Source organism: Streptomyces hamibioticus, from assembly GCF_047946815.1.
GTDB lineage: Bacteria > Actinomycetota > Actinomycetes > Streptomycetales > Streptomycetaceae > Streptomyces.
Window position 1 is genome coordinate 1,632,929 of record NZ_JBKKQY010000001.1, and the last position, 26,146, is coordinate 1,659,074.

Annotated in this window: 19 protein-coding genes; 11 read left to right on the forward strand and 8 right to left on the reverse strand. The window is 73.3% G+C overall.

Annotated elements, in window-relative coordinates:
- Positions 1 to 84 precede the first annotated feature (84 nt).
- A complete protein-coding gene (locus ACLGIH_RS07405) occupies positions 85 to 1,737 on the forward strand; it encodes an alpha/beta hydrolase (protein ID WP_416524418.1) in 1,653 nt (550 codons plus the stop codon).
- Here ACLGIH_RS07405 and hemQ read toward each other — a convergent pair whose 3' ends face one another.
- Entirely contained in the window at positions 1,738 to 2,466 is a 729-nt protein-coding gene (gene hemQ / locus ACLGIH_RS07410) for a hydrogen peroxide-dependent heme synthase (RefSeq protein ID WP_416524419.1), read from the reverse strand. It lies immediately after the preceding gene.
- Between the two features lie 5 nt (positions 2,467 to 2,471).
- Entirely contained in the window at positions 2,472 to 3,938 is a 1,467-nt protein-coding gene (gene hemG / locus ACLGIH_RS07415; protein ID WP_416524420.1) for a protoporphyrinogen oxidase, read from the reverse strand.
- Between the two features lie 156 nt (positions 3,939 to 4,094).
- On the opposite strand from hemG, the gene ACLGIH_RS07420 reads away from it, so the two are divergent.
- The 4 genes from ACLGIH_RS07420 (at position 4,095) to ACLGIH_RS07435 (ending at position 9,143) form a co-directional block, all read left to right on the forward strand.
- Positions 4,095 to 5,024 carry a DUF4349 domain-containing protein gene (locus tag ACLGIH_RS07420; protein WP_416524421.1) on the forward strand — a complete coding sequence of 310 codons (930 nt, stop codon included), beginning with the start codon at positions 4,095 to 4,097 and terminating at the stop codon, positions 5,022 to 5,024.
- A 27-nt stretch (positions 5,025 to 5,051) separates the two neighbouring features.
- Positions 5,052 to 6,458 (forward strand): FAD-dependent oxidoreductase, encoded by a 1,407-nt coding sequence (locus ACLGIH_RS07425; RefSeq protein WP_416524422.1) that lies wholly within the window; start codon positions 5,052 to 5,054, stop codon positions 6,456 to 6,458.
- 845 nt (positions 6,459 to 7,303) lie between these two features.
- Positions 7,304 to 8,311, forward strand: a complete 1,008-nt coding sequence (locus ACLGIH_RS07430; protein ID WP_416524423.1) for a LacI family DNA-binding transcriptional regulator — start codon at positions 7,304 to 7,306, stop codon at positions 8,309 to 8,311.
- Positions 8,312 to 8,450: 139 nt separating this feature from the next.
- Positions 8,451 to 9,143: an alpha/beta fold hydrolase gene (locus ACLGIH_RS07435; RefSeq protein WP_416524424.1), complete on the forward strand. Its 693-nt coding sequence runs from the start codon at positions 8,451 to 8,453 to the stop codon at positions 9,141 to 9,143.
- A 77-nt stretch (positions 9,144 to 9,220) separates the two neighbouring features.
- Here ACLGIH_RS07435 and ACLGIH_RS07440 read toward each other — a convergent pair whose 3' ends face one another.
- Entirely contained in the window at positions 9,221 to 10,294 is a 1,074-nt protein-coding gene (locus tag ACLGIH_RS07440; protein ID WP_416524425.1) for a 5'/3'-nucleotidase SurE, read from the reverse strand.
- A 78-nt stretch (positions 10,295 to 10,372) separates the two neighbouring features.
- Positions 10,373 to 11,716 (reverse strand): MFS transporter, encoded by a 1,344-nt coding sequence (locus ACLGIH_RS07445; RefSeq protein WP_416524426.1) that lies wholly within the window; start codon positions 11,714 to 11,716, stop codon positions 10,373 to 10,375.
- A gap of 279 nt (positions 11,717 to 11,995) precedes the next feature.
- Here ACLGIH_RS07445 and ACLGIH_RS07450 point away from each other — a divergent pair, with 279 nt between their 5' ends.
- Positions 11,996 to 12,691 carry an ester cyclase gene (locus tag ACLGIH_RS07450; RefSeq protein ID WP_416524427.1) on the forward strand — a complete coding sequence of 232 codons (696 nt, stop codon included), beginning with the start codon at positions 11,996 to 11,998 and terminating at the stop codon, positions 12,689 to 12,691.
- A 67-nt stretch (positions 12,692 to 12,758) separates the two neighbouring features.
- Here the strand turns inward: ACLGIH_RS07450 and hemE are convergent, their stop codons facing one another.
- Positions 12,759 to 13,826: a uroporphyrinogen decarboxylase gene (hemE, locus tag ACLGIH_RS07455; RefSeq protein WP_416524428.1), complete on the reverse strand. Its 1,068-nt coding sequence runs from the start codon at positions 13,824 to 13,826 to the stop codon at positions 12,759 to 12,761.
- 658 nt (positions 13,827 to 14,484) lie between these two features.
- Here hemE and ACLGIH_RS07460 point away from each other — a divergent pair.
- From ACLGIH_RS07460 to ACLGIH_RS07480, 5 genes are all read left to right on the forward strand, one after another.
- Entirely contained in the window at positions 14,485 to 15,162 is a 678-nt protein-coding gene (locus ACLGIH_RS07460) for a DUF3000 domain-containing protein (protein ID WP_416524429.1), read from the forward strand.
- Positions 15,163 to 15,564: 402 nt separating this feature from the next.
- Positions 15,565 to 16,227: a LuxR C-terminal-related transcriptional regulator gene (locus ACLGIH_RS07465; protein ID WP_416524430.1), complete on the forward strand. Its 663-nt coding sequence runs from the start codon at positions 15,565 to 15,567 to the stop codon at positions 16,225 to 16,227.
- A gap of 260 nt (positions 16,228 to 16,487) precedes the next feature.
- Positions 16,488 to 17,780 (forward strand): HRDC domain-containing protein, encoded by a 1,293-nt coding sequence (locus tag ACLGIH_RS07470; RefSeq protein ID WP_416524431.1) that lies wholly within the window; start codon positions 16,488 to 16,490, stop codon positions 17,778 to 17,780.
- 306 nt (positions 17,781 to 18,086) lie between these two features.
- Complete coding sequence (locus ACLGIH_RS07475; protein ID WP_416524432.1) at positions 18,087 to 19,304, forward strand: thiolase family protein; 1,218 nt, start codon at positions 18,087 to 18,089, stop codon at positions 19,302 to 19,304.
- On the forward strand, positions 19,301 to 21,430 hold the full coding sequence (locus ACLGIH_RS07480) for a 3-hydroxyacyl-CoA dehydrogenase NAD-binding domain-containing protein (protein ID WP_416524433.1): 2,130 nt from the start codon (positions 19,301 to 19,303) through the stop codon (positions 21,428 to 21,430). Before ACLGIH_RS07475 ends, ACLGIH_RS07480 begins: the two co-directional genes overlap by 4 nt.
- Positions 21,431 to 21,527: 97 nt before the next feature.
- Here ACLGIH_RS07480 and ACLGIH_RS07485 read toward each other — a convergent pair whose 3' ends face one another.
- Genes ACLGIH_RS07485 through ACLGIH_RS07495 form a run of 3 tightly spaced genes read right to left on the reverse strand, consistent with a single transcriptional unit; the run spans position 21,528 to position 26,104 of the window.
- On the reverse strand, positions 21,528 to 23,042 hold the full coding sequence (locus ACLGIH_RS07485) for a hypothetical protein (protein ID WP_416524434.1): 1,515 nt from the start codon (positions 23,040 to 23,042) through the stop codon (positions 21,528 to 21,530).
- Between the two features lie 45 nt (positions 23,043 to 23,087).
- A complete protein-coding gene (locus ACLGIH_RS07490; RefSeq protein WP_416524435.1) occupies positions 23,088 to 24,560 on the reverse strand; it encodes a hypothetical protein in 1,473 nt (490 codons plus the stop codon).
- A gap of 47 nt (positions 24,561 to 24,607) precedes the next feature.
- The gene (locus ACLGIH_RS07495) at positions 24,608 to 26,104 is read right to left on the reverse strand and encodes a hypothetical protein (protein ID WP_416524436.1); all 1,497 of its coding nucleotides are present in this window, start codon (positions 26,102 to 26,104) and stop codon (positions 24,608 to 24,610) included.
- Positions 26,105 to 26,146 lie beyond the last annotated feature (42 nt).

Here is a 26,146-nt window from a genome sequence, read left to right on the forward strand (position 1 = left end):
CGACACCGGCCGACGGTGCTTGCCTTCCCCGGGACCCGAACCAAGCATCCCTTCTGTCGCCGCCGTGCCACGAAGGGATACGCGATGCGAACAGCCGCTCTCCACTCGGCCGCCGGGAGCCTGCTCCTGGCCGGTCTCACCACCGCCCCGGCCACGGCCGCACCGGACGTGCCCGACGCGGCGGAGGCGGCCGAGCGGCGCGGCACCGCGGTGGCCGCACGGCGCGCCGGGGCGGCCGGCATCGAGTTCGGCGGCTGCCCGCAGGCGGAGGAGCTGCCGGGCAGCATCCGGTGCGGCACGGTGAAGGTGCCGCTGGACTACGCGCACCCCGACGGCGCGCAGATCGAGCTGACCGTCAGCCGGGTGCCGGCCACGCGGAAGGACCCGGGCGACGGCGGGCGCAAGGTGCCCCGGCAAGGTGCCCTGGTCTACAACCCGGGCGGGCCGGGCGCCTCCGGGCTGTACTTCCCGCTGGTCGGCATGGTGCCGGAGTGGAAGCGGATCGGGGCGGCGTACGACCTCGTCGGGTACGCCCCTCGCGGGGTCGCCCCGTCCTCGCCGCTGTCGTGCGTCGACCCCGAGCGCTTCTTCAAGGGGCCCCGGCCGGCCCCGGCCCAGCCCTCGGAGGCGTTCAAGCGGGAGCGGGTCGAAGAGGCGAAGGCCTACGCGCGCGGCTGTGCCGAGCGGGAGGGCGAGGCGCTGCGCCACTACCACTCCCGCAACAACGCCCGGGACCTGGAGGTGCTGCGGGCCGCGCTGGGCGAGGAACGGCTGACGTTCATGGGCGCGTCGTACGGCACGTACTTCGGGGCGCTGTACGCGGAGCTGTTCCCCTCGCAGGTACGGCGGATGGTCTTCGACGCGGCGGTGAACCCGGACCCCGAGCAGATCTGGTACCGCAACAACCTCGCGCAGTCGGCGGCGTTCGAGCACCGCTGGCGGGATTTCAAGAAGTGGATGGCCGAGCACGACGACGTGTACGGACTCGGCGGCTCACCGCGCGAGGTGCAGAACAGCTACGACCTGGCGAGCGCACGTCTGGCGGCGGAGCCCGCGGGCGGCACGGTGGGTCCGGCGCAGTTGCAGGGGACGTTTCTGCAGGCCGGGTACTACGACGACTACTGGCCCGCGCGCGCCGAGGCGCTGGCGGCCTATCTGAGGGGCGATCCGCAGCCGCTGGTCGACCTGGCCGGGCCGCACCCGGAGGCGGCGGCCGAGGCGGAGAACGCTCACGCGGTCTACACGGCCGTCGAGTGCAACGACGCGCCGTGGCCGACGGACTTCGCGGTGTGGGACCGGGACAACACGCGGCTGGCGCGCCGGGCGCCGTTCGAGACCTGGGACAACGTGTGGACCAACCTGCCGTGCGCGTTCTGGCCGCTGCCGCGGCAGCGGCCCCTCGACGTGCGCACCTGGCCGGGTGAGCTGGCTCCGACGCTGATCCTGGCCGCCGAGGAGGACGCGGCCACCCCGTACGAGGGCGCCATGGAACTGCGGCGGCGGCTGTCGGGCTCGGTGCTGGTGACCGAGTGGGGCGCCGGGACGCACGGCATCGCGGGCGGTCCGAACGCGTGCGTCAACGCACACCTGGAGGCGTATCTGCTGGAGGGCCGTCTCCCGGTGCGGGACGCGTCGTGCGCCCCGCGCCCGGCGCCGAAGCCCCGGCCGGCGGCGGAGCCCCGCCCGGCGCCGGAGCCGGCCGCACCGGCGGCCGCGCCCGCGGCCGCGGCGCCCTGATCAGGCCAGCCCGGCGACCAGCTCGGCGATGTCCTTGCGCCGCCCGGTGAAGAACGGGATCTCCTCGCGGACGTGCATGCGGGCCTCCGAGGCGCGCAGGTGGCGCATGAGGTCGACGATGCGGTGCAGTTCGTCGGCCTCGAAGGCGAGGATCCACTCGTAGTCGCCGAGGGAGAACGAGGCGACCGTGTTGGCGCGCACGTCCGGGTAGCCGCGGGCCATCTTGCCGTGGTCGGCGAGCATGCGGCGGCGGTCCTCGTCGGGCAGCAGGTACCAGTCGTAGGAGCGCACGAACGGGTAGACGCTGACGTAGTCGCGCGGTGTCTCGTCGGCGAGGAACGCCGGGATGTGCGAGCGGTTGAACTCGGCGGGGCGGTGCAGCGCCATGTTGGACCAGACCGGCGTCAGGGCACGGCCCAGCCTGGTGCGGCGGAAGAGGTTGTACGCCTCCTGGAGCTGGTCGCTGGTCTCGGCGTGCCACCAGATCATGAGGTCGGCGTCGGCGCGCAGCCCGGACACGTCGTACGTGCCGCGGATCGTCACGTCCTTGGCGGCGAGCTGGTCGAACAGTTCCTGGACCTCGTCGGCGTAGCCCGCGCGGTCCTCGGGCAGCACGTCCTTGAGCCGGAAGACGGACCAGAGCGTGTAGCGGATGACCTCGTTGAGGTCCTTGGCCAGCTTGCCCTTGTTCGGAACCCGCTCGGCGGCGGGGGTGGAGGCGTCACTCATGGTCCCTATTCTCCCGCTCCGCCGTGCAGGCTCTGCACCGGGTGGGCGGTGAGCCGCCGGACGGCACGCAGGTCACCGCCGAGCTGGTCCACGGCCGCGTAGGCACTGGCGATGCTCGCCGGGATGCCGACGCCGTCGTACGCCGCCCCGCAGACGGCGAGGCCGGGCAGCTTCGCCACGTGCTCGCGGACGCGGGCCACGCGCGCGTGGTGGCCGACCGGGTACTGGGGCAGGCCGTCCTGCCAGCGGGTGACCCGGGTCGCGACCGGCGCGGCGGTCAGTCCGGTGGCTTCCGCCAGGTCGTGCCGGGAGACGTCGACGAGGCCGGTGTCGTCGCGGCCGAGGATCTCCGTCTCGCCGTACCGCCCCACGGAGGTGCGCAGGACGACCAGGTCCGGGTCCTGGCCGTCGATCCAGCCCCACTTGCGGGAGGCGAACGTGGACGCCTTGATGGTGCGCCCGTCGACCGGCGGCACCAGGAAGCCGCTGCCCTCGGGCAGGGCGGCGGCGTCCGCGCGGCGGTAGGCGAGGGTGATCAGCGCCATCGAGGCGTACTCGACGGCGGCCAGTTCGGCCGCCGCGGCGGGTGCCTCGGCGCGCAGCAGCCGGGCGGCGGCCGGGGCGGGGACGGCGACGATCACCGCGTCGGCGCGCAGCTCCCGGTCACCGGCGACGACGCGCCAGCCGGCGGGTGCCGTGCGGCGCAGCCCGGTGACGGGGGTGCCGGTGAGGATCTCGCCGCCGCGCGCGCGGACGGAGCCGGCCACCGCGTGCGGCAGGGTGCCGATGCCGCCCTCCAGTCCCATGAAGACCGGGCCGGCGGTCTGCGGGGCCGCGGCCGTGCGGCCCTGGATCTCGCGGACCGCCTCCGTCAGGGAGGTGTGGGTGCGGGCCGCCTCGAAGAGCTGGGGGACGGCCGAGCGCATCGAGATGCGGTAGGCGTCGCCCGCGTACACCCCGCCCAGCAGCGGCTCGACCAGGCGGTCGACGACCTCGCGGCCGAGTCTCGCCGCCACGTACTCCCCCACCGCGACGTCCTCGCCGATCTCCGTGCGGGGCAGCTCGGTGTCGCGCTCGATGCGGGCGAGCCCCTCGGCGGACAGGACGCCGGACAGCGCGGCAGCCGTGCCGGGGACGCCCATGACGTGGCCCTTGGGCATGGGCCGCAGTGCGCCGCGGGTCCACAGGGCGGCCGTCGCGGTGGCCGGCGGCTGGAGCCGGCCGGCGAGCCCCGCCTCGCGGGCGAGGCCGACGGCCTCCGGGCGGCGGGCCAGCATCGACTCGGCGCCCAGGTCGACGCGGACGCCCGCGATCTCGCCGGGCAGCAGCTTGCCGCCGACGCGGTCCGAGGCCTCCAGCACCGTCACCCGCGCCCCGCGGTCCAGCAGCCGGTGAGCGGCGGCCAGTCCGGCGATGCCGGCCCCGATGACGACGACCTGTCCCGTGCCCGCACGGGTCTCGCTTCCGCACATGGCCCCAGCCTCTCAGACCCCGCCGACAGCGGGCCCCGCGCCCCGGCGCGGCCGGGCGAGTCCGGACCGTGACCTCTTCGGAACCGTTCCGCGCCAACGCCGGGGCCGGTCGGGGCGTCGTAGGAGCGTCAGTTCACACCACCCCGGGGGGCCCACATGCGCACACGACCGTCCGTACGACCCGTCCCGGCCCTGGCCGCCCTGCTGCTGGCCGGGGCCCTCGCCCTCACCGGCTGCTCCGCCGGAGGGGACAGCGGCGGCTCCGACAAGGCCGCGGCCTCGCGCGCCGACGCCCCGGAGGGGGCGCAGCAGGACGCCGGGCAGGGAGCGCCGGGCGGCGCCGCGGACGGCGCCGGGGCGAGCGCGGCGCCGAAGACGTCGGCGAGCCACATCGTCCGCACCGCCTCGCTCACCGTGCGGGTCGAGGACGTTCCGAAGGCGCTCGACGAGGCCCGCAGCGCCGTCGGGAACGCGGGCGGCTACGTCGGCGACGAGACCACCACCCGGGACGAGGCGGGGCACGAACGGACCCGGCTGGTGCTGCGCGTGCCCGTCGACGCGTACGAGGAGGTCCTCGCCGGTCTGGAGGGCGCCGGGAAACTCCTCGAACGCAACGCGAAGACCGAGGACGTCACCGACCAGGTCGTCGACGTGGAGAGCCGGATCAAGTCCCAGCGGGCCAGCGTGGCCCGGGTGCGCGAGCTGATGGACCGGGCCACCAAGCTCAGCGACGTGGTGACGCTGGAGGGCGAGCTGAGTTCCCGCCAGGCCGAGCTGGAGGCGCTGCTCGCCCGGCAGGCCTCCCTGAAGGACCGCACCAGCCTGGCCACCATCACCCTCTCCCTGACCGAGGCCCCCGCGCGGGAGTCCGCCGAGGACGACGACCCCGGGTTCACGGACGCGCTGGCGGGCGGCTGGGAGGCGTTCGTGACGATGCTGCGCTGGCTCGCGGTGGCGACCGGGGCGGTGCTGCCGTTCGCCGCGGTGGCGGCGCTGCTGATGCTGCTGTGGCTGAAGGCGGTACGGCCCCGGCTGCCGCGCCGGGCACAGCCGCAGCCGCAGCCCCGGTCCGCCGGTCAGGACTGAGACGCCTCGCCGCCGTAGCGTGTCCGCATGAGCATGAGCAGCGCGCGGGGCGCACGAGGGGCGAGGGAACGGCTGGTCGTGATCGGCGGCGACGCCGCGGGGATGTCCGCGGCGTCGCAGGCCCGGCGGCTGAAGGGCCCGGACGAGCTGGAGATCGTGGCGTTCGAGCGCGGCCACTTCACCTCCTTCTCGGCCTGCGGTATCCCCTACTGGGTGGGTGGCGACGTTCCCGAGCGGGACCAGTTGATCGCCCGCACCCCCGAGGAGCACCGCGCCCGGGACATCGACCTGCGGATGCGGACCGAGGTCACGGAGATCGACGTGGCCGGGCGGCGGGTACGCGCGCGTGACGTCGATTCCGGGGCGGAGTCCTGGACGTCGTACGACAAGCTCGTGATCGCGACGGGCGCGCGGCCGCTCCGCCCGGACCTGCCGGGCGTCGACGCGCCCGGTGTGCACGGTGTGCAGACCCTGGACGACGGGCAGGCCCTGCTCGACACGCTGGCCGGCACGCGCGGGCGGCGGGCCGTCGTCGTGGGCGCCGGCTACATCGGCGTGGAGATGGCCGAGGCGCTCATCAACCGCGGGTACGAGGTGACGGTCGTCAACCGCGGCCGGGAGCCGATGTCCACGCTCGACGCGGACATGGGCCGTCTGGTGCACGAGGCCATGGAGGGTCTCGGCATCACCATGGTGAACGACGCCGCGGTCACCAAGCTGCCGACCGGCGACGACGGCCGGGTCCGGGCGGTGGCCACCGACGACGCCGAGTACCCGGCGGACGTGGTCGTGCTCGGCATCGGCGTGCGCCCGGAGACGTCGCTCGCCGCGGCGGCCGGTCTGCCGCTCGGCGATCACGGCGGGCTGCTGACGGACCGGGCCATGCGGGTGCGCGGGCACGACGACATCTGGGCCGGCGGTGACTGCGTGGAGGTGCTCGACCTGGTCTCCGGACAGCAGCGGCACGTCCCGCTCGGCACCCACGCCAACAAGCACGGCCAGGTCATCGGGACCAACGCCGGCGGCGGGTACGCCACGTTCCCGGGTGTGGTCGGCACGGCGGTCAGCAAGGTCTGCGACCTGGAGATCGCCCGCACCGGGCTGCGCGAGAAGGACGCACACCGGGCGGGCCTGCGGTTCGTGACGGCCACCATCGAGTCCACCAGCCGCGCCGGCTACTACCCGAACGCCTCCCCGATGACGGTGAAAATGCTCGCCGAGCACCGCACGGGCCGCCTCCTCGGCGTCCAGATCGTGGGCCGCGAGGGCGCCGGGAAGCGGGTGGACATCGCGGCGGTGGCCCTGACCGCCGGACTGACGGTGGAACAGATGACGACGCTGGACCTGGGCTACGCCCCGCCGTTCTCACCGGTGTGGGACCCGGTGCTGGTGGCGGCGCGCAAGGCGGCCAAGGCGGTACAGCGGGAGTCCTGACCGGGCGCGAGGGACGGCGCGCCCGACCCACCCGACCCGCAGGACACCGCCCCTCAGACGCGCGGCCCGCACACGCCCGCCCCGCAGACACCCGACCGCCACGCGGCGACCGGCCACACGGTGGCGGGCGCCGCGGCGGCCGCCCAGGACACGACCGGCCACGCCCGCCCCGCGCCCGACCCGGACCGCCCGCCCGACGCAGACCCCAAGCCCGACCCGGACCGCCCGCCCGACGCAGACCACGAACCCGGCGCAGACCGCCCGCCCGGTGCGGACCGCACACCCGCCGCAGACCCCAAGCCCGCCACAGACCGCACCCCCGGCGCGAACCGCGCCTCCGCCGGCGGCCGTCCGGCCGCCGTCATGCCGCGCCCCCGCGGACGCCGCGTCGGTCCTGCACCACGTGGCCGACCGTCCGGTGACCGGGCGCGAGGCGTTCGCCGCGCGCGGCAGCCATGCGGACGGGGGCTACCCGCCGTCCGCATGGCCGCCCGGCCGGCCCGCCGCGGCCGGTGCCGGGTACGCCGCTGCCGTCGCCGGGCCGGGCGGGAGGTGTCACTCGGGGAGCGCGATGCACGCGAGGGGATCGCCGGTGGGCCGGAGGGAGCCGCCGGCGGGGGTTCCCCGGTCCATCGTCCTCCTCGGCTCGGCTCGACACTGACGCCCCGTCGCGGGGAGCGCATCCCGCCCGGAGCCGTCCGCCTGACGGATTCACCTGCCTGCCGCAGGCCGCCCGTTCGGCCGGGCAGAGGGGTTCCGCGCGGCCTCGGCGGAGCCCCCAAGGGCGCGGAGGTAGCCTGAACGGCAGTCGGCCGCAGGGCCGCCGGGAGCCGGAGAAGGACGTCATGGGGAGTGAGCCGACGAGGCCGTCCGCCGTCACCAGCGCGGACGTGGCCCGGCTGGCCGGGGTGTCCCGGGCCACCGTCTCCTTCGTCCTGAACGACACCCAGCGCAGCCGGGTCAGCGCGGCGACACGGGCCCGGGTCCGGGAGGCGGCCGAGCAGCTGGGGTACGTGCCGCACGCGGCGGCCCGTTCACTGCGGGCGGGACGCAGCAACCTGGTGCTGATCCCGGCCTCGGTCTCCGCGCTCGGCAGCCTGCTCAGCTTCTGGGTGGACGACCTGCACAGCGAGCTGGAGCGGCACGGCTACACCAGCGTGCTGCACGCCGGCCGCTATCCGGACCCGGTGACGGCCGCGCGGGCGTGGGCCGAGCTGCGGCCGGTGGCGGTGCTCGCCCTCGGCGGGGACGGTGTCGGCCCCCGGGCCGCCGACGTGCTGCGCCGTGCCGGGGTGCGCGGCATCCTGTCCTTCGCCGCCCGGCCCTCGGACGGCGTGCACACCCTCGTGTTCGACCACGCGCACATCGGTGCGCTCGCCGTGGGGCATCTCGTCTCGCGCGGGCGGCACCGCATCGGCGTCGTCATGCCGCGCGAGCGCGGGCTGGCGACCTTCGCCCGGCCGCGGCTCGACGGGGCCCGCAGCGCGGTGGCGGGCGGTGCGGCGTCCGTGACCCCGCTGGAGATGGCGTACACCGGCGCCTCCGCCGCCGAACTGGCCCGGCACCTCCGGACGGCCGGTCTGGACGCCGTCTTCGCCTACAACGACGAGTACGCGACGCTGCTGATGCACGCCCTGCGGAACGAAGGCGTCGACGTCCCGGGGGCGGTGGCCGTCGTGGGGTGCGACGACCTCGTGCCGTCGGCACTGCAACAGCCCCCGCTCACCACCGTCCGCCTGGACGGGCCGACGCCCGGTCAGGTCGTCGAGGTCCTCTCCGCGCTGGTCGACGGCTCCGACGTGCCCGACGTGGGCGGCGTGCGGCCGGTGCTGGTGCCGCGCGGGTCCTCCTGAGGCTTCCGGGGCTCGTCCGAGCCGTCCCGATCCCGCCCCGAGCCGTCCCGATCCCGCCCCGAGCCATTCCAGGTCTTGTCCCGGAGCCGGGGGCACGCGACACTTGGTTACACGTGTAACTCGACAGGGATGAGCCCCCATGAAGCTGAACGTCCACGAACGCGGCACCGGCGACCGGACCGCCCTCCTCATCCACGGCGGCATGGCGGACCACCGCACCTGGCACGCGGTGGAGGACCACCTCGTCGGCCTGGGCTACCGGGTGATCGCCCCCGACCTGCGCGGCCACGGGCGCAGCCCACGCGGCGAGTACCGCCCGGACGCGCTCGCCGACGACCTGGTCGAGAACCTGCCGGCCGGCGCCGACCTGGCCGTCGGCCACTCCCTGGGCGGCCTGGCCCTCTCCCTCGCGGCGTCCCGGCTGCGCCCGGCCCGTGCGGTCTACTCCGACCCGGGGTTCCTGCTGGGCAACGTCCCCGCCGGGGCGCACGAGGCCATGCGCCGGATGGTCGCCACGGCGACCGCGGAGTCGGTGCGCGAGATGAACCCGCGCTGGTCCGACGCCGATGTGGCCGCGGAGCTGGCCGGGTTCGCGCTGTTCGACCCCGAGTTCTTCACCGGACTGGCGGGATTCGAGCCGGACTACCTGCCGGCGTCCCCCGTCGTGCCCTCGCTCGTACAGCTCGCCGACCCCAGCCTGTGCCTCACGGCGGACGACGCCGCCCGGCTGAAGGAGTACGGCTTCGAGGTCAGGACCGTGCCGGGGGCCGGGCACTGCATCCACCGGGACGACCTCCCGGGCTTCCTCGCCTCACTGGACGGCTGGATCTGACCCTGACTCGGCCCGCATGCGCGAGGCCCCGGCGCTCGGAGGGGAGCGCCGGGGCCCTGCTCGTCGGCCGGCCGCCGTCAGCGGGCGCCGCGGACGAACCGGGCGAGCCGCACCGCCTCCCGTCCGGTGTACGTCCGGTCCGGGCCCACGGGGGTCACCGTCACGTAGCCCCGTTGCAGCAGCGCGAAATCGGCGTTGCGCTTGGTCTCGGGACGGCAGCCGTCCACGCCGGGCTCGCACAGCGCGCCCCCGATCGCGAAGGTGTCGCCCCGGCCCGTGTACTGGGGCCGCAGGAGCTTCTGCGTCCCGACGGCCGTCCACGCGATGCCGCGCGGGTGGTGCCCCGGCTCGACGTGCGGGTGGTTCACGTTCACCACGAACTCGGTACCCAGCAGGTCGCGTCGGCGCAGGTCGCCGATGAACCGGGCGCCGAATTCGGCGGTCCGGCGGTAGGTGCGGTCGCTGACCGAGAAGGTCTGTGCGCCCGGATCGTACGAGCTGTTCAACGCGACCGCGGGCACGCCCTCGCCGATCGCCGCGAGGGCGGCCCCGACCGTGCCGGACTCGTTGACCACGGAGGCGGCGTTGGGGCCGTAGTTGCTGCCCGAGACCACCAGGTCGGGGCCGTCCCGCCAGCCCGCCTTCGCGGCCAGCGCCCCGCCGATGCCCAGGCGCACGGTGTCGGCGGGGGTGGCGCTCGGCGTGTCCGGACCGCACGGCCCGGTGCCCTTGCACACGCCGTAGACCGCGCCGCGAGCGGGGGCTCCGGCGCAGTCGCGGGCGTACGCGCCGGGCAGGGCGGTCCGCTCGGCCAGCGTGAGATGCCCGCCGCCGGTGGCACTGGTGCCGGCCCCGCTCTGGTTGCTCCAGGGCGCCATGACGACGACGTCCGCGCCGGCCGCGCACAGCGCCCGCCGCGCCTCGTACAGGCCCTTGCCGTCGGAGGCGTCGGGGCGGGACATCCGCATGGAGTCGTCGTTGGTGAGCAGGATCCGCAGGCCCGCGAGCGGGGCCGGGCCGGCGGTCGGCGAATCGGCGGGCCGGGCGTGAGCGGCGGTCACGGCCGTGGTGGCGGTCGCCGTCGTGGCGAGGAGCAGTGCGGTCGCGGCGGCGAGGACCATGGCGGGTCTGCGCCTGACGAGCTGCTGCACGGGAGTCTCCGTCCTGGGTGAGGGGCGAAAGGGGGGTGGGTCGGTACCGGAAGGGGCCGGGGGGACGGCGGCGGGAGTTCAGCGGACGCCGCGCACCCGCAGCACGCCGAACGCGCCCACCAGGGAGACCGCGGCGGCCACGGGGAAGAGCGCCTCGTACCCGCCGGCCGCGACGATCCAGCCGGCGAGGGTGGGGGCGAGGATCTGCGGCCCGGCGTTGGCGATGTTGATGACGCCCATGTCCTTGCCGGCGTCGGCCACGCGCGGCAGCACCTTGGTGATCAGGGCCATGTCGACGGCCATGTACACCCCGAAGGCCAGGCCGCCGACGACGTTGTACGCCAGCATGCCGCCCTCGGTGGGTGAGACGACCGGGATCGTCAGGGCCAGCGCCGCGACCACACCGGACGTCAGCACGAAGGGCTTCACCCTGCCGACCCGGTCGACCAGCGGCCCGACGAGGACGGAGGCGGCGACGGTGCACACCGCGTTGACGATCATCAGGAAGCCGACGGTGGGCAGCAGGTCCCGCGGCGGAATCCTGATGTGGTCGGCCAGCAGGAACATGTTGTAGGTCAGGACGATGAAGTAGCCGAGCAGTACACCGAGCCGCGAGACGAACGCCCAGGCGAAGTCCGGGTGCTGACGGAAGCTCACCCGGAAGTTGGCGAGGAACGCCCGGAATGCGAAGCCTTCCCGCGGCAGTGCGCGGGCGTCCCGGTCGGGGGTCACGAGGGTGAAGACCAGGGCCGCGACCAGGACGACGGCCGCGATCAGGTAGTAGCCGTGCTCGCCGGCGAACCGGCCGCCGAAGCCGCCGATCACCCCCTCGACACCGAACTTCTCACCGGGGACGCCGCCGATGACCAGGGCCGCGACGATCGTGCCGAGCGGCACGCCGAGACCGACGAGGGCGGAGAAGGTGCCGTACTTGGCGGGCGGTACCCGGTCGGGCATCGCGGCCGTGAGCGCCGCCTGGTAGCCGTTCATGATGAACTGCACGACGCCCCAGCTCAGTCCGAGTGTCGCGATGGTCGCGGCGTGCGCCTGCGCGACCAGGGCGAGCCCTCCGAGCGCCGCGCAGAGGAGTATCCACGGCGCCCGGCGCCCGAACCGGGAGCGGGTCCGGTCCGACAACTGGCCGAAGACCGGGTTGCCGACGGTGGCCAGCACGGCGCCGGTGGTACTGGCGGCGGACAGGGCCGTCGTGTCGTTGCTGCCGGTGATCTGCGCGACCTGGATCGGCAGCAGGAAGCCGCCGACTCCGAGCCACAGCAGGTACAGCGCGACGTTGGCCAGCGGAAGCGTGACGACGAGCCGGCCGAGGCCACGCCCCTCGACGGGACCGGGCGCCGCGGCGGCGGGCGGCGGAGCGGCGGTCACGGGAACTCTCGCGCCGTCTTCGGAAAGTGAATGACTCATGGTGGGCCCCCTCGCGGAGCGGTGCCGGTGGGTGAGCTGAAGAAAGCCAAGAAGGGGTGCGCTCGTCGGCCGCCCGTGGGACGCGGCTCCGGCGCTGACGTTCACGGGGAGCGTAGGTTACACGTGTCAGCACCGATAGAGACCGGACAGCCCGTGATGAATTCGTGATGTGAACACAGAGGGGCCACCATCAAGCCGGCTGCGCCACGAAGACGGCACCTTGAGGCGGGCATAGCCTGAAGAGGTCGGGACGCTCGACGTCGCTGGGAGATGAGCGTCATGTCATTCGTGCAAGTGATCGACTGCAGGACGAACAAGCTCGACGAGCTGAACAGGCTGATGGACTCCTGGGCGGAGGCCACCAAGGGCAAGCGGACGGCCACCCACGCCATCATGGGCACGGACCGCTCCGACCCCTCACACGTCGTGGAGATCGTGGAGTTCCCCTCCTACGAGGAGGCGATGAAGAACTCGGAACTGCCGGAGACGGAGCGGATCTTCCGGGAAATGGTGGCGCTGTGCGAGGCGGAGCCGTCGTTCACCGACCTGGACGTGATCCGCGACGAACTGCTCAACAAGCAGGTGGCCCGCCGCTACTTCGAGGTTCTCGTCAACGGCGGCGACGTGGACGTCATGGACGACATGTGCACGTCCGACTACCGGGAGCACGACCCGGCGCTGTCGTCGTACGACCTCGGCGTGGCGGAGGCCAAGCGCGAGAACGAAGAGATCATCACGGCGTTTCAGCCGCGCGTGGTCATCGAGAGCATGATCGCCGAGGGCGACACGGTAGCGGCCCGTTTCAGCTTCACCGGCCGGCACGTGAGCGAGTTCCAGGGCATCGAAGCCACCGGTAAGGAGGTCGCGGGCACGGGTCACGCGACGTTCCGCTGCAAGGGCGGCAGGATCGCGGAGAGCTGGTGGAACACCGACGACCTGGGGCTGATGCAGCAACTGGGCGTCGTGGAGGCCTAGCGGAGGCCGGACGAGGAACGGCCGCGACCGCCCCGTGGCGGTCGCGGCCGTCGGTCGGCGGGACGGGTCAGCGAGCCGTCTGTTCGTGGACGTACTGCACGAGGCGGGTCAGCGCGTCCGGGTCGGTGGTGGGCAGGACGCCGTGGCCGAGGTTGAAGACGTGGCCCTCCAGGTCCGCCGCCGCGTCCAGGACTTCCCGGGCCTTGGCCTGGACCGCCTCGGGGGTGGAGAACAGGACCGCGGGGTCCAGGTTGCCCTGGAGCGCCCTGCCCGGTCCGACCCGGCGGGCGGCCTCGTCCAGCGGGACCCGCCAGTCGACGCCCACGACGTCCGCGCCGGCCTCGCCCAGCAGGCCGAGCAGCTCACCGGTGCCGACGCCGAAGTGGATGCGGGGCACGCCGTACTCCGCGACCGTCCGGAAGACCTTCGCCGAGGCGGGCAGCACCGAGCGGCGGTAGTCGGCCGGGGAGAGGGCGCCGACCCAGGAGTCGAAGAGCTGGACGGCGCTCGCGCCCGCCTCGATCTGCACCTTCAGGAACGCGCTCGTGATGTCGGCGAGCCGGTCGAGCAGGTCGGCCCACAGCTGCGGGTCGCCATACATGAGCGCCTTGGTGTGCTCGTGGTTGCGGGACGGACCGCCCTCCACGAGGTAGCTCGCGAGGGTGAACGGCGCGCCCGCGAAGCCGATGAGCGGGGTGCCGCCGAGCTCGCGGGTCAGCAGGCCGATCGCCTCGGTGACGTACGAGACGTCCTCGGGAGTCAGGTCGCGCAGCTGCGCCAGGTCCGCGCGGGTGCGGATGGGGCGCTCGACGACCGGGCCGACGCCGGGCTTGATGTCGAGGTCGACCCCGATGGCCTTGAGCGGGACGACGATGTCGCTGAAGTAGATCGCCGCGTCCACGCCGTGCCGGCGCACGGGCTGGAGGGTGATCTCGGTGACCAGGTCCGGCCGCATGCAGGACTCGAGCATCGGGATGCCTTCGCGCACCTTGCGGTACTCCGGCAGCGAGCGCCCGGCCTGCCGCATGAACCACACGGGCGTGTGCGGCACCGGCTCACGCCGGCACGCCTTCAGGAAGGCGGAGTCGTACGTGGCGGTCGGCTGCTTGCCCGCGGGGCTCTGGTTGGCACTCACGACGGCAAGTCTCGCATGTCCGGCCGACCATCCCGGACCGCGGGTCGACGGCCGCCGGTGGGGGTGCGCGGGTGGCCGACCGGGGCGGTGCCGCCGGGGTCGGCGGGTGCCGGGGGCGGTCGGCGGGGGCGCCCGGGGGCGACCGGTGGGGGGCGCCGAGGCGTGGCGGCGGGAGCGGTGGGACGCGGCACGGCGAGGGGATGCGGCACAGCGCGAGGACGCGGCACAGCACGGGGACGCGGCACAGCACGGGGACGCGGCACAGCACGGGGACGCGGCGCGGCGAATACGACGGAGCGGGCGGAGCTGGGCGGAGACAGCCGGAGACAGGCCGGGTGGCAACGGTCGGAGCCAGGCCGGAAAACGACGGCCGGAGTCAGGCCCGCGCCGGCCCGGGCCAGGCGCGGCGGAAAGCAGTTCCGGCGGCGTCCGGGGACCACCCCGCGCGGCCGGAGGCAGCCTCTGCGGCAAGGGAGACGGCCCCGCGGCGGGCGGAGACGGGCCCGCGGCGGGCGATGGGCCTCCCGCGCCTCGGCACGCCACCGCGCCCCGGGTGTGCGCCGCCCTCTCGGGCCGCGCGCCGCGTGATCCGGACATCGTGCGCGCACGCGGGTGTCTCTCCCTGCACCGACGCCCCGTTCCCCTTAACCTTCCCCGCATGGCTGCGGCTCAGGGACGACTGTCGGACGGCGCTGGCGGAATGGACGAGGCGAAGGACACGGAGGAGGACGTCCGGCATGCGGGAAGCACGGCTCCACGGCCCTTCCGAGCGGCTGTCGAGGCGCTGAGAACCACGCGGCTGCGGCCGCAGATCGAGGTGGCCGCGACACGCGCGCCGCAGCGGCTGGCGCCCCACGCGTACGCGCTGGAGGCCACGGTCGTCGACGGCGACCAGGATCTGGCCGACGGGCGCCTGGTGCTGCTGCACGACCCAGCGGGGCACGACGCCTGGCAGGGCACGTTCCGGCTGGTGACGCTGGTGCGGGCGGAGCTGGAGCCGGAGATGGCCGCGGACCCCCTGCTACCCGACGTCTGCTGGACCTGGCTGACCGGCGCCCTGCAGGCGCGCGGCCTGACCTACGGCGAACCCAGCGGCACGGTCACGCGCGCGAGCTCCCACTACTTCGGTGGCCTCGCGGAGCGCCCCGCCGCCTCCCAGATCGAGATCCGCGCCTCCTGGACGCCTCGCGAGGGCCTCGGCGGCGTACCGGACACCGCCGCCCACCTGGCCGCGTGGTGCGATCTGCTGGCCCAGGTCGCCGGACTGCCGCCGGCCGGTCCGGGCGACGCCTCGGTGGTGACGCTGCCGCAGCGACGGGGGCCGCAGGCGCCGTAGCCCCCGTCATCGGCCTCCCACCACGCTCTCGCCTCCCCTTCCCTCCCCCCTCTCTTTCGTTCCCTCCCCCTTTCCTTCCTTTCTCTCCCCTCCCCACCGCCCCTCCCTCCAGCGGTTCGGCGGTGATCTCCGCGCCGCCCCATGCCCGAGACAGGTTCCGTCACTTTGTCGATACGGCCACTTTCAGACGGATATCGACAATGCAACGACGTGGAGTGAAACCGTTCGGTCTTCGAATGATCGATCGCGTGTCCGAATTGCTCGGATTGTTACTCACCAGATCGTGATCATTCTCTAAAGGCGGGCCCGTTCGGTGCCGAAGACGACTGTGACCTTGAAAGCACGGTTCGTCCCGGCTTCTTCCCCACAAGCCGGCCCCGTCCCCCCACCCCAGGAGGCCTGGTGTCCGTTCTCCTCGAGCAGCCCGCAAGCCTGGTCGCCTACCGCCCGAACAAGCCGACCGCCATGGTGGTCGTGGCCGATCCGCGCGTCCGCTCCACCGTCACCCGGCACCTCTGGGCGCTCGGCGTGCGCGACGTCATCGAAGCCTCGTCCATCGCGGAGGCTCGTCCCCGCATCGGCAACCCCCGCGACATCTGTGTCGCCGACGTCCACCTGCCCGACGGCTCCGGGCTCACGCTCCTGTCCGAGACCCGCGCCGCGGGCTGGCCCAACGGGCTCGCCCTGTCCGCCGCCGACGACATCGGCGCCGTGCGCAACGCCCTCGCGGGCGGCGTCAAGGGCTACGTCGTCACCGGCACCCGCACCAACCTCGGCCTCCCCACCCGGCCGGGGGCCGCGCCCATCGGCGCCGCCGCGTCCCGGCTGCACCGCCGTCCCCCGGGCGCCCCGAGCCACCCGGGCGGCTACCGCGAGCTGTCCGGCCGCGAGGTCGAGGTGCTGAGACTGGTCGCGGAGGGCCAGTCGAACAAGGCGATCGGCGTCTCGATGGGCCTGTCCGCCCTCACCGTCAAGAGCCACCTGGCCCGCATCGCCCGCAAGCTCGGCACCGGGGACCGCGCCGGGATGGTGGCGGTGGCGCTGCGGACCGGGATCATTCACTGATCCATCCCTGATCCACCGCTGATCCACCATCGGGTCCATCCCCTACCCCGTCCACCGCGCCCCGTCCGCCCACTCCTCCCTCCCCTTGCCCGCTCCCACCGTTCACCCGCGTGAACGGTACGGCCGCTGGTCCCGGGTGCCCGCCGGTCAGCCGCACCAGAGGCCGTGATCCACCGACCTGACTGGTTCACGACCCCGCAGCGCCCGTCGACGGAACGTTCCGTCGACGGGCGCTGTCCACACACAGATACTCTTGACAGGTGACCGACGCCCACGAAACCGCAGCAGACCGTTCACTGCGAACCACCGGAGGCGCCCCTCCGGACGAGGCCGGATCTTCTGCTACAGAGGCGCCGATCCCCTTGCTGGAGCCCCGCGAGGGCGTCCCCCCGGTGATCGCGGACGCCACCGCCCTGGCCGAGGTGACCGCCGCCTTCGCCGCCGGTTCCGGCCCCGTCGCCGTCGACGCCGAGCGTGCCTCCGGCTACCGCTACGGCCAGCGCGCGTACCTGGTGCAACTGCGCCGCGAAGGTGCCGGGACCGCGCTGATCGACCCCGTGGCCTGTCCCGACCTGTCCGCGCTGGGCGAGGCACTCTCCGGCACGGAGTGGGTGCTGCACGCGGCCACCCAGGACCTGCCCTGCCTGCGCGAGATAGGGATGGTGCCCAGCCGGCTGTTCGACACGGAGCTGGCCGGCCGGCTCGCCGGGTTCCCGCGGGTCGGCCTCGGCGCGATGGTCGAGGGCGTCCTCGGCTATGTCCTGGAGAAGGGGCACTCCGCCGTCGACTGGTCCACCCGCCCGCTGCCCGAACCGTGGCTGCGCTACGCCGCCCTGGACGTCGAGCTTCTCGTCGACCTGCGCGACGCGCTGGAGAAGGAACTGGAGCGGCAGGGCAAGCTGGAGTGGGCCCGGCAGGAGTTCGACGCCATCGCCTCGGCCCCGCCGCCGGAGCCGCGCAAGGATCCGTGGCGGCGTACGTCCGGGATGCACAAGGTGCGCCGGCGGCGGCAGCTCGCCGTCGTGCGCGAGCTGTGGCAGACCCGGGACCGCATCGCCCGGCGCCGGGACGTCTCGCCGGGCAAGGTGCTGCCGGACGCGGCGATCGTCGAGGCCGCGCTGTCGTTGCCGGCCAATGTGCACGCGCTGGCCGCGCTGAACGGGTTCGGGCGGGTCAACCGCCGTCAGCTGGAGCAGTGGCAGGCGTCGGTGGACCGGGCGAAGGCGCTGTCGGAGTCGCAGCTGCCGCAGCCCGGGCAGCCGGTGACCGGGCCGCCGCCGCCGCGGGCCTGGGCCGACAAGGACCCGGCCGCCGCGGCCCGGCTGAGCGCGGCCCGGGCAGCGGTGTCGGCGCTGGCCGAGGAGCTGACCATGCCGCAGGAGAACCTGATCACGCCGGACACGGTGCGGCGGGTGTGCTGGGAGCCGCCGGCGGTGGTGACCGACGAGTCCGTGGCGGCAGCCCTCGCCGGGTACGGGGCCCGGCCGTGGCAGGTGGAGCAGGTGACGCCGGTACTGGTCGCTGCGCTGGCTTCGGCGGGGGATGCGGAGTAGCTCCCGCCGGGCTGGTGTCGGGGGCTGCCGGGTTCGTGTTGTGGGTGACTGCGGGTTCGTCGTGGTCGGGCGCGCAGTTCCCCGCGCCCCTTGCGGGACGGCTGTGCGGGCGCCTGTTCCCCGGTTGGGCGCGCAGTCCCGCGCGCTCCTGGCGGGGCGGGCGCGGGTACGCCGGGAGTGTGACCTTCGCCGCTCCAGTGGTGGGGACTGGGCAGCTACGTTACCCACAAGTAGCATGGGGCTGAGCGCGCGCTCAGTACATGCGTGCCGCAGCAGTGCCACCCCGCACCCTGGAGGAGAGCCATCGTGCCTCGTACCGTCAGGGACGTCGTCTTCGTCGACGGCGTCCGCACCCCGTTCGGCAAGGCGGGCCCGAAGGGCATCTACCACGAGACCCGCGCCGACGACCTGGTCGTGAAGGCGATCCGGGAGCTGCTGCGCCGCAACCCCGGTCTCGACCCGAAGAAGATCGACGAGGTCGCCGTCGCCGCGACCACCCAGATCGGCGACCAGGGCCTGACCATCGGCCGTACCGCCGGCATCCTCGCGGGCCTGCCCACCTCGGTCCCGGGGTACTCGATCGACCGCATGTGCGCCGGTGCCATGACCGCCGTCACCTCGGTGGCCGGCTCCGTCGCCTTCGGCGCGTACGACATCGCCGTCGCCGGCGGTGTCGAGCACATGGGCCGTCACCCGATGGGCGAGGGCGTGGACCCGAACCCGCGGTTCGTCAGCGAGAAGCTGGTCGACGAGTCCGCCCTGTTCATGGGCATGACCGCGGAGAACCTGCACGACCGGTACCCGCAGATCACCAAGCTGCGCGCCGACGAGTACGCGGTCCGCTCGCAGGAGAAGGCCGCCAAGGCGTACGCCAACGGCAAGATCCAGGCCGACCTGGTGCCCATCTCGGTGCGCCGCACCGACCCGGAGGGCGGCGAGACCGGCTGGGGCCTGGTCACCGCCGACGAGCCGATGCGTCCGGGTACCACCCTGGAGAACCTGTCCGGGCTGAAGACGCCGTTCCGTGTGCACGGCCGGGTCACCGCGGGCAACGCGGCCGGTCTGAACGACGGCGCCACCGCCTCCCTGATCGCGAGCGAGGACTTCGCCCGCGAGCACGACCTGCCGGTCAAGATGCGCCTGGTCTCCTACGCCTTCGCGGGCGTCGAGCCCGAGGTCATGGGCTACGGCCCGATCCCGGCGACGGAGAAGGCGCTGGCCCAGGCCGGCCTGTCGATCTCCGACATCGGCCTGTTCGAGGTCAACGAGGCCTTCGCCGTCCAGGTCCTGGCCTTCCTGGACCACTACGGCATCGCCGACGACGACGAGCGCGTCAACCAGTACGGCGGCGCCATCGCCTTCGGCCACCCGCTGGCCTCCTCCGGCGTCCGGCTGATGACGCAGCTGGCCCGCCAGTTCGAGGAGCAGCCGCAGGTCCGCTACGGCCTCACCACCATGTGCGTCGGCTTCGGCATGGGCGCGACGGTCATCTGGGAGAACCCGCACTTCGAGGGGGACAAGTGAGCACCACCGCTGAGCTTTTGAAGGGTGCGGCCGAGCTGTTCCCGGACGAGGTCGTCACCACGGCCCACGTACGCCACTTCGGCCTGCCCCAGGGTGCCGGGCGCTTCGCGCTCATCACCCTGGACAACGGGCACGACCACACCAAGCCGACCACCTTCGGCCCCCAGTCGCTGGCGAACCTCAACACCGCCGTCGACCAGGTGGAGAAGGAGGCCGCGGACGGCGAGATCGTCGGCGTCGGCATCACCGGCAAGCCGTTCATCTTCGCGGTCGGCGCCGACCTCAAGGGCGTCGAGCTGCTGAAGGAGCACAAGGACGCGCTCGCCATCGGCAAGGGCGGCCACGACGTCTTCAAGCGGCTCGCGGGGCTCGCGGTGCCGACGTTCGCGTACTACAACGGCGCGGCCATGGGCGGCGGCGTCGAGGTCGGTCTGCACTGCACCTACCGCACGGTGTCCGCGGCCCTCCCGGCGTTCTCGCTGCCCGAGGTCTTCCTCGGCCTGGTCCCCGGCTGGGGCGGCTGCACGCTGCTGCCGAACCTGATCGGCGCCGACAAGGCCGTGACGGTGATCATCGAAAACAGCCTGAACCAGAACAAGCAGCTCAAGGGCAAGCAGGTCTACGAGCTCGGGATCGCCGACGCGATCTTCGAGGGCGCGGACTTCCTGGAGCAGTCGCTGCTCTGGACCGCCTCCGTCCTCAAGGGCGAGATCCAGGTCGAGCGCCCCGTGATCGACCGCGGCGAGGCCTGGGACCAGGCGGTCGCCAAGGGCCGCTTCATCGCCGACTCCAAGGTGCACGGCGCCGCCCCGGCCGCCTACCGCGCCCTGGACATCATCGCCGCCGCCAAGAACGGCGACCTCCAGCAGGGTTACGACGCCGAGGACAAGGCCCTCGCCGACCTGATCATGGGTGGCGAGCTGCGCTCCGGCATCTACGCCTTCAACCTGGTGCAGAAGCGCGGCAAGCGCCCGGCGGGCGCCCCGGACAAGAACCTGGCGCGTCCGGTCACCAAGGTGGGCGTCGTCGGCGCCGGCCTGATGGCCTCCCAGCTCGCGCTGCTCTTCCTGCGCCGCCTGGAGGTCCCGGTCGTCCTCACGGACATCGACCAGGAGCGCATCGACAAGGGCGTCGGCTACGTCCGCGCCGAGATCGACAAGCTGCTCGGCAAGGGCCGGATCAACCAGGACAAGGCCAACCGCCTCAAGGCGCTGGTCTCCGGTGTGCTGGACAAGGCCGAGGGCTTCGCGGACGCGGACTTCGTCATCGAGGCCGTGTTCGAGGAGATGGGCGTCAAGCAGCAGGTGTTCGCGGAGGTCGAGGCCGTCGCCCCGGCGCACGCGATCCTGGCGACGAACACCTCGTCCCTGTCCGTGTCGGAGATGGCGTCGAAGCTGAAGCACCCCGAGCGGGTCGTCGGCTTCCACTTCTTCAACCCGGTCGCGGTGCTGCCGCTGCTGGAGATCGTCCGCGGCGAGCAGACCGACGACGCCTCGCTCGCGACCGCGTTCGCGGTGGCCAAGAAGCTGAAGAAGACCGCGGTGCTGGTCAAGGACGCCCCGGCGTTCGTGGTGAACCGCATCCTGACCCGCTTCATGGGCGAGATCCAGAACGTCATCGACGAGGGCACGCCGGTGGCCGTGGCGGAGAAGGCGGTCGAGCCGCTGGGCCTGCCGATGTCGCCGCTGGTGCTGCTGGAGCTGGTCGGTCCGGCGATCGGCCTGCACGTCTCGGAGACGCTCAACAAGGCGTTCCCGGACCGCTTCACGGTCTCCCCGAACCTCAAGGCGGTCGTCGAGGCGGGCAAGCGCGGCTTCTACGTCTACGACAGCGGCAGGCCCGAGCTGGACCCGGAGGTCGCCGCGCTGCTCAAGCAGGGCGACACCGTCCTCACCGAGGAGCAGGTCCGCGCCCGTGTCCTGGACGCGGTGGCGCAGGAGATCGGCCTCATGCTCGACGAGGGCGTCGTCGCCGAGGCCCAGGACATCGACCTGTGCCTGATCACCGGCGCCGGCTGGCCCTTCCACCTGGGCGGCATCACGCCGTACCTGGACCGTGAGGGCGTGTCCGAGCGGGTGAACGGCGGGAAGTTCCTGGCTCCGGGCGTGGCGAGCGTCCCGGCGTAGTACCGGCAGGACATCGGCGAGGAGGGCCCCGCGTGCGGGGCCCTCCTCGGCGTTCTGGCCGTGCGGTCCATGCGGTCCGTGCAGTCGGTGCGGTCCGTCAGTAGCCGAACGGCTGTGCCCCGGCGGGCGCGTTCAGCACGGCGAAGGGGACCAGGGCCGCCGGGGACTCGGCGCCGGTGGTGTCCACCGCGAACACCTCCACCGTGTGCATGCCCTCCTGCCACGGCCACCCGGAGTCCCAGGACCACCGCCCGTCGGCCGCGACCGAGCAGCTCCCGAGCAGCGTCCCGCCCGCCCGGAAGCCCACCTGCGCGGCGCCACCCGCCAGGCCCGTGAACCGTACGACCGATCCCACGACCTGCTCGTAGGACTCGGGGGTCCGCACCTGCGGCGCCTGCGGCGGCCCGCCCGGCACGTGCTGGACCGGGTCGGCCCGGAGCCCGGGATGCACCGGCGCCGCGGACGCCGTACCCGCGGGGGCGCCGTCCTCCGTCACGAACCGCACCTCGGTCCCCCGGCTGTGTTCTCCGGCCTCGTTCCAGGCCACGGCCTTCACCGTGTGCCGGCCCTTGCTCCAGGGCTTGCTGAGCCGCCAGGACCAGGTGCCGTCCGGGGCCACGGAGGGCGAACCGAGGAACTTGCCGTGCTCCCACAGACTCACCCGCACGGCGCCCCGGGCGGTGCCCTCGAAGCGGACGCCGTCCCTGGGCAGCCGGGCGTCGGCGGCCGGCACGGTGACGACCGGCGAGGCGACCTGGCCGCTCGGCCTGCGGGAGTTGGCGGACAGGTAGGCGTCGATGGCCGCGGTGTCGCGGTCCGGCTGCTCGAAGCCGTTGCGCACGAACCCCAGCCGCGGGGCCAGCCCGTCGGCGAGGCAGTTCAGGATGCCCATCAGCATGGGCACGTTGCGCCGGGTCACCTGCGTGTGGTCGGTGATGTACGGCGACTCGCTGAAGACGAAGTTGAAGTTGTCGTACCCCTGGAAGAGCCCCAGGAACGGCTCGATCTGCTCCGGGTACTGCTCGTCCTGGGGTGAGGAGAGCAGGTAGATGTTGGCGCCGCGGTGGACGCCGGAGCGCACCAGATCGGGCAGGACCGCGTCGACCGCCCGTACGTTCTGCTCCGGCACCCCCTCGCCGAGCATGAACCGGGCGACCTTCGGGTGCTTGTTCCGGACGTAGGTGCCGATCAGGAACTGGGGCACGAGGGAGACGATGTTGCGGAAGCCGTACCGCAGGCCGAAGTAGAGCGCCGCGCTGCCGCCCTTGGAGCCGCCCCACACCGTGACGTCGTCCGGGGTCAGGTCCAGGGCCCGCATCACGTTCCCGATGACCCCGGCCACCGACTGCTCCAGGGAGAAGTCCATGTCCCGGCACAGGTAGTAGCTGTTCATGCCGTGGAACCGGTCGCGGATCCAGAGGACGTTGGCCCGCACCGGGTCGAAGACGCCGTTGGACCAGCCGTAGTCGTCGGTGACCCCGAAGTTCGCGAACACGACGACGAGGTGCCGGTTGCCGCCCTTGGCGTGGGCGAAGCGGTACTCGACCGGATGGGCCCCCGACGTGTCGATCCCGTGGATCAGTCGGCGTCCTTTCGACGGTGCTGTGGGCATGTGCGGCTTCCAGTCTCGAGAGGGTGAGCAGGGCGGGGTGGGGGCTCAGTGGCGGGGCGCGAAGTGGCCGGCCGGGGCGGGGGCGTCGACGACGGAGAACGGCACCGGGACCGGGCGGTGCTCCAGGCCGCCTGCGTCCACGGCGACGACCTCGACCAGGTGCGTCCCCTCCGGCCAGGTTCCCCCCGCGTCCCAGCCCCAGCTGCCGTCGGGCGCGACCGCGACCGCGCCCAGGAACACCCCGTTGTGCCGGAATCCGACCTGTGCCGCACCGGCCGCGACGCCCCGGAAGGCGACGGCCGTGCTCATCACCTGCTGGTGGCCCTCGGGCTCGAAGACGGTGACGGAGGCGGCGGGCGCGGCGACGGGCCCGGGGGCGGCGACGGTCTCGGCCGCCGTGAACGGCACCTCCCTGGTCCTGGAGTGGAAACCGGAGGGGCTCACCGCGAAGACCTTGACCCGGTGGTCCCCGGGCGCCCACGGCTTGTCCGGGGACCAGCCCCAGGAGCCGTCGGGCGCCACCTTGGGCGAGGCGAGGAACTTGCCGTTCTCCCACATGCTCACGCGCACCGCGCCCGGTGCCGAGCCGGTGAACCGGGAGCCCGTGCACGACACCGCCCCGCCCGCGGCCGGCTCGACGACCACGGGCGGCGGGAACGCCTCCGCCTGCTGCACCTTGGCCGTGGCGGAGAGGAAGGCGTCGAGGGCCGAGGTGTCCCGGTCGGGCTCCTCGTAGCCGTTGCGCACCGTGCCGATGCGCGGCGCGATGCCGTCGGCCAGCAGGTAGGCGATCCCCAGCAAGGGCGGCACGTTCCGTACGGTCACCTTGTTGTGCTCCGTGATGAACGGGGACTCGCTGAAGATGAAGTTGAAGTTCGGGTAGCGCTGGAGCATCCCCACGAAGGGCTCGACCTGGGTGGTGTACTGCTCGTCCTGCGGAGAGGACACCAGGTAGATGTTGGCCTCCGGGTTCGCCCCCGCCCGGAGCAGCTCGGGCAGGATCGCGTCGAGGACCCGCACGTTCTCCTCCGCGAGGCCCTCGCCCAGCAGGCTCCGGCCGACCTTGGGGTAGACGTCCCGCACGAAGGTACCGATGAGGAACTGCGGAACACAGGCCACGATGTTGCGGAAGCCGTAGCGCAGGCCGAAGTGGAGGGCCGCGCTGCCGCCCTTGGAACTGCCCCAGAGCGTGACGTCGTTCGGGGTCAGGTCCAGGGACCGCATCACCCTGGTGATCAGCTCGATCACGGACCGCTCGACGGCGAAGTCCATCTCCCGGCACAGGTAGTAGCTGACTCCGCCCCGGAAGCGGTCGCGGATCCACAGGATGTTCGACCGCAGGTCGTCCAGGACGCCGGTGGACCAGCCGTAGTCGTCCGGGGCGGCCAGGTTGGCGAAGACCACCGTCAGGTGGCGGTTGCCCTTCCTCGCCCGGGCGAAGCGGTACTCGACGGGATACGCACCGGACGTGTCGATCCCGGTGACGATGTCGCGCCCCTTCGACGCTGCTTTGGGCATGTGCGGCTTCCAGTCGTGAGTAGGTCGGCGGTGGGCGCCGTCGGCGGTCAGTACTGCGGCGTGAAGTAGCCGGTCGGCGCGGCGGCGCCCAGGACGGTGAAGGCGGCCGGGGCGGGCGGGGACTCCAGGCCGCTCGCGTCCACCGCGGCGACCTCCACCAGGTGCGGGCCCTCCGGCCACGGCCAGCCCGGGTCCCAGCCCCAGCTCCCGTCCGGTGCGACCGCCACCGCGCCGAGCAGCACGCCGTTCTCCCGGAACCGGACCTGCGCGGCCCCCATGGCGGTCCCCTGGAACCCGAACGCGGCGGGCACCTGCTGCTGCGGGCCCGGCACCATGACGAGCGGCGGCCGCAGCGCGGGGCCCGGCGCGGGCCCGGCACCGGCGGCCGGCCCGGCCGGGTCGCCGGGGGCGGCCTCCACCACCGTGAAGGGCACCTCGACGCGGTCGGAGTGGAAGCCGGCCGGGTCCACCGCGAAGATCTTGACCACGTGCTTGCCCCGGGCCCACGGCCCGTCCGGGGCCCAGCCCCAGGTGCCGTCGGGCGCCACCTGCGGCGACGCCACGAACTTGCCGTTCCGCCACATGCTCACCCGCACCGCTCCCGGGGCCCGGCCGGTGAACCGCAGGCCGTCGGCGGCGACGTCGGTGCCGGAGCGCGGGGCCGTCACCACCGGAGGCGGGAACGCCTGGGCGCCCTGGACCTTGGACGTCGCGGCGAGATAGGCGTCGACGGCCGACCGGTCGCGGTCGAACTCCTCCGGGGCGTGCCGTACGAAGCCCAGCCGCGGGGCGTAGCCGTCGGCCAGCAGGTTCAGCAGCCCGATGAGCGCCGGCACGTTCCGTCTCGTCACCGTCGCGTGACCGGTGATGGTCGGGGACTCGCTGTGCAGGTAGTTGAAGTTCTCGTATCCCTGGAACATGCCGAGGAACGGTTCGACCTGCACGGCGTAGTGCTCGTCCTGCGGGGAGGAGAGCAGGTAGATGTTGGCGCTGCGGTTCATCCCCGCCCGCACCAGGTCGGGCAGGAGCGCGTCCAGGATCCGGGCGTGGTGCGGCGGCGCCCCCTCGCCGAGCATGTACGCGGCGACCTTCGGGTGCCGCTTCTCCAGGGCGTCGCCGACGAGGAACTGTGGGACGATCGCCACGATGTTCCGGTAGCCGTGGTTCAGCCCGAAGTACAGGGCCGCGCTGCCTCCCTTGGAGCCGCCCCACAGGGTGACCTGGTCCGGCGTCAGCCCCAGCGCGTGCACGAACCTCGATATGAGCAGCTGCACCGAGTCCGCCAGGCCGAAGTCCATGTTGCGGCACAGGTAGTAGGCGTTCATCCCGTCGAATCGGTCGCGGATCCACAGGATGTTGGCGCGCACGTTGTCGAAGACGCCGTTGCACCAGCCGTAGTCCTCCGGTGCCGAGAAGTTGGCGAACACCACGACGAGGTGGCGGTTGCCGTTCTTGGCGTGGGAGAAGCGGTACTCGACCGGAAACGTCCCCGACGCCTCGATCCCGTTGAAGAGCTTCCGCCCGTTCGACGGTGTGGTGGACATGTACGGAACTCCAGTCTCAAGACGGTTGGCCGGAGCCGGCCG

Bases quoted from the DNA above. Each gene is read 5' to 3' on its own strand.
- ACLGIH_RS07405 (WP_416524418.1), top strand. From the start codon at position 85: ATGCGAACAGCCGCTCTCCACTCGGCCGCCGGGAGCCTGCTCCTGGCC.
- hemQ (WP_416524419.1), bottom strand. From the start codon at position 2,466: ATGAGTGACGCCTCCACCCCCGCCGCCGAGCGGGTTCCGAACAAGGGC.
- hemG (WP_416524420.1), bottom strand. From the start codon at position 3,938: ATGTGCGGAAGCGAGACCCGTGCGGGCACGGGACAGGTCGTCGTCATC.
- ACLGIH_RS07420 (WP_416524421.1), top strand. From the start codon at position 4,095: ATGCGCACACGACCGTCCGTACGACCCGTCCCGGCCCTGGCCGCCCTG.
- ACLGIH_RS07425 (WP_416524422.1), top strand. From the start codon at position 5,052: ATGAGCATGAGCAGCGCGCGGGGCGCACGAGGGGCGAGGGAACGGCTG.
- ACLGIH_RS07430 (WP_416524423.1), top strand. From the start codon at position 7,304: ATGGGGAGTGAGCCGACGAGGCCGTCCGCCGTCACCAGCGCGGACGTG.
- ACLGIH_RS07435 (WP_416524424.1), top strand. From the start codon at position 8,451: ATGAAGCTGAACGTCCACGAACGCGGCACCGGCGACCGGACCGCCCTC.
- ACLGIH_RS07445 (WP_416524426.1), bottom strand. From the start codon at position 11,716: ATGAGTCATTCACTTTCCGAAGACGGCGCGAGAGTTCCCGTGACCGCC.
- ACLGIH_RS07450 (WP_416524427.1), top strand. From the start codon at position 11,996: ATGTCATTCGTGCAAGTGATCGACTGCAGGACGAACAAGCTCGACGAG.
- ACLGIH_RS07460 (WP_416524429.1), top strand. From the start codon at position 14,485: ATGGCTGCGGCTCAGGGACGACTGTCGGACGGCGCTGGCGGAATGGAC.
- ACLGIH_RS07485 (WP_416524434.1), bottom strand. From the start codon at position 23,042: ATGCCCACAGCACCGTCGAAAGGACGCCGACTGATCCACGGGATCGAC.
- ACLGIH_RS07490 (WP_416524435.1), bottom strand. From the start codon at position 24,560: ATGCCCAAAGCAGCGTCGAAGGGGCGCGACATCGTCACCGGGATCGAC.
- ACLGIH_RS07495 (WP_416524436.1), bottom strand. From the start codon at position 26,104: ATGTCCACCACACCGTCGAACGGGCGGAAGCTCTTCAACGGGATCGAG.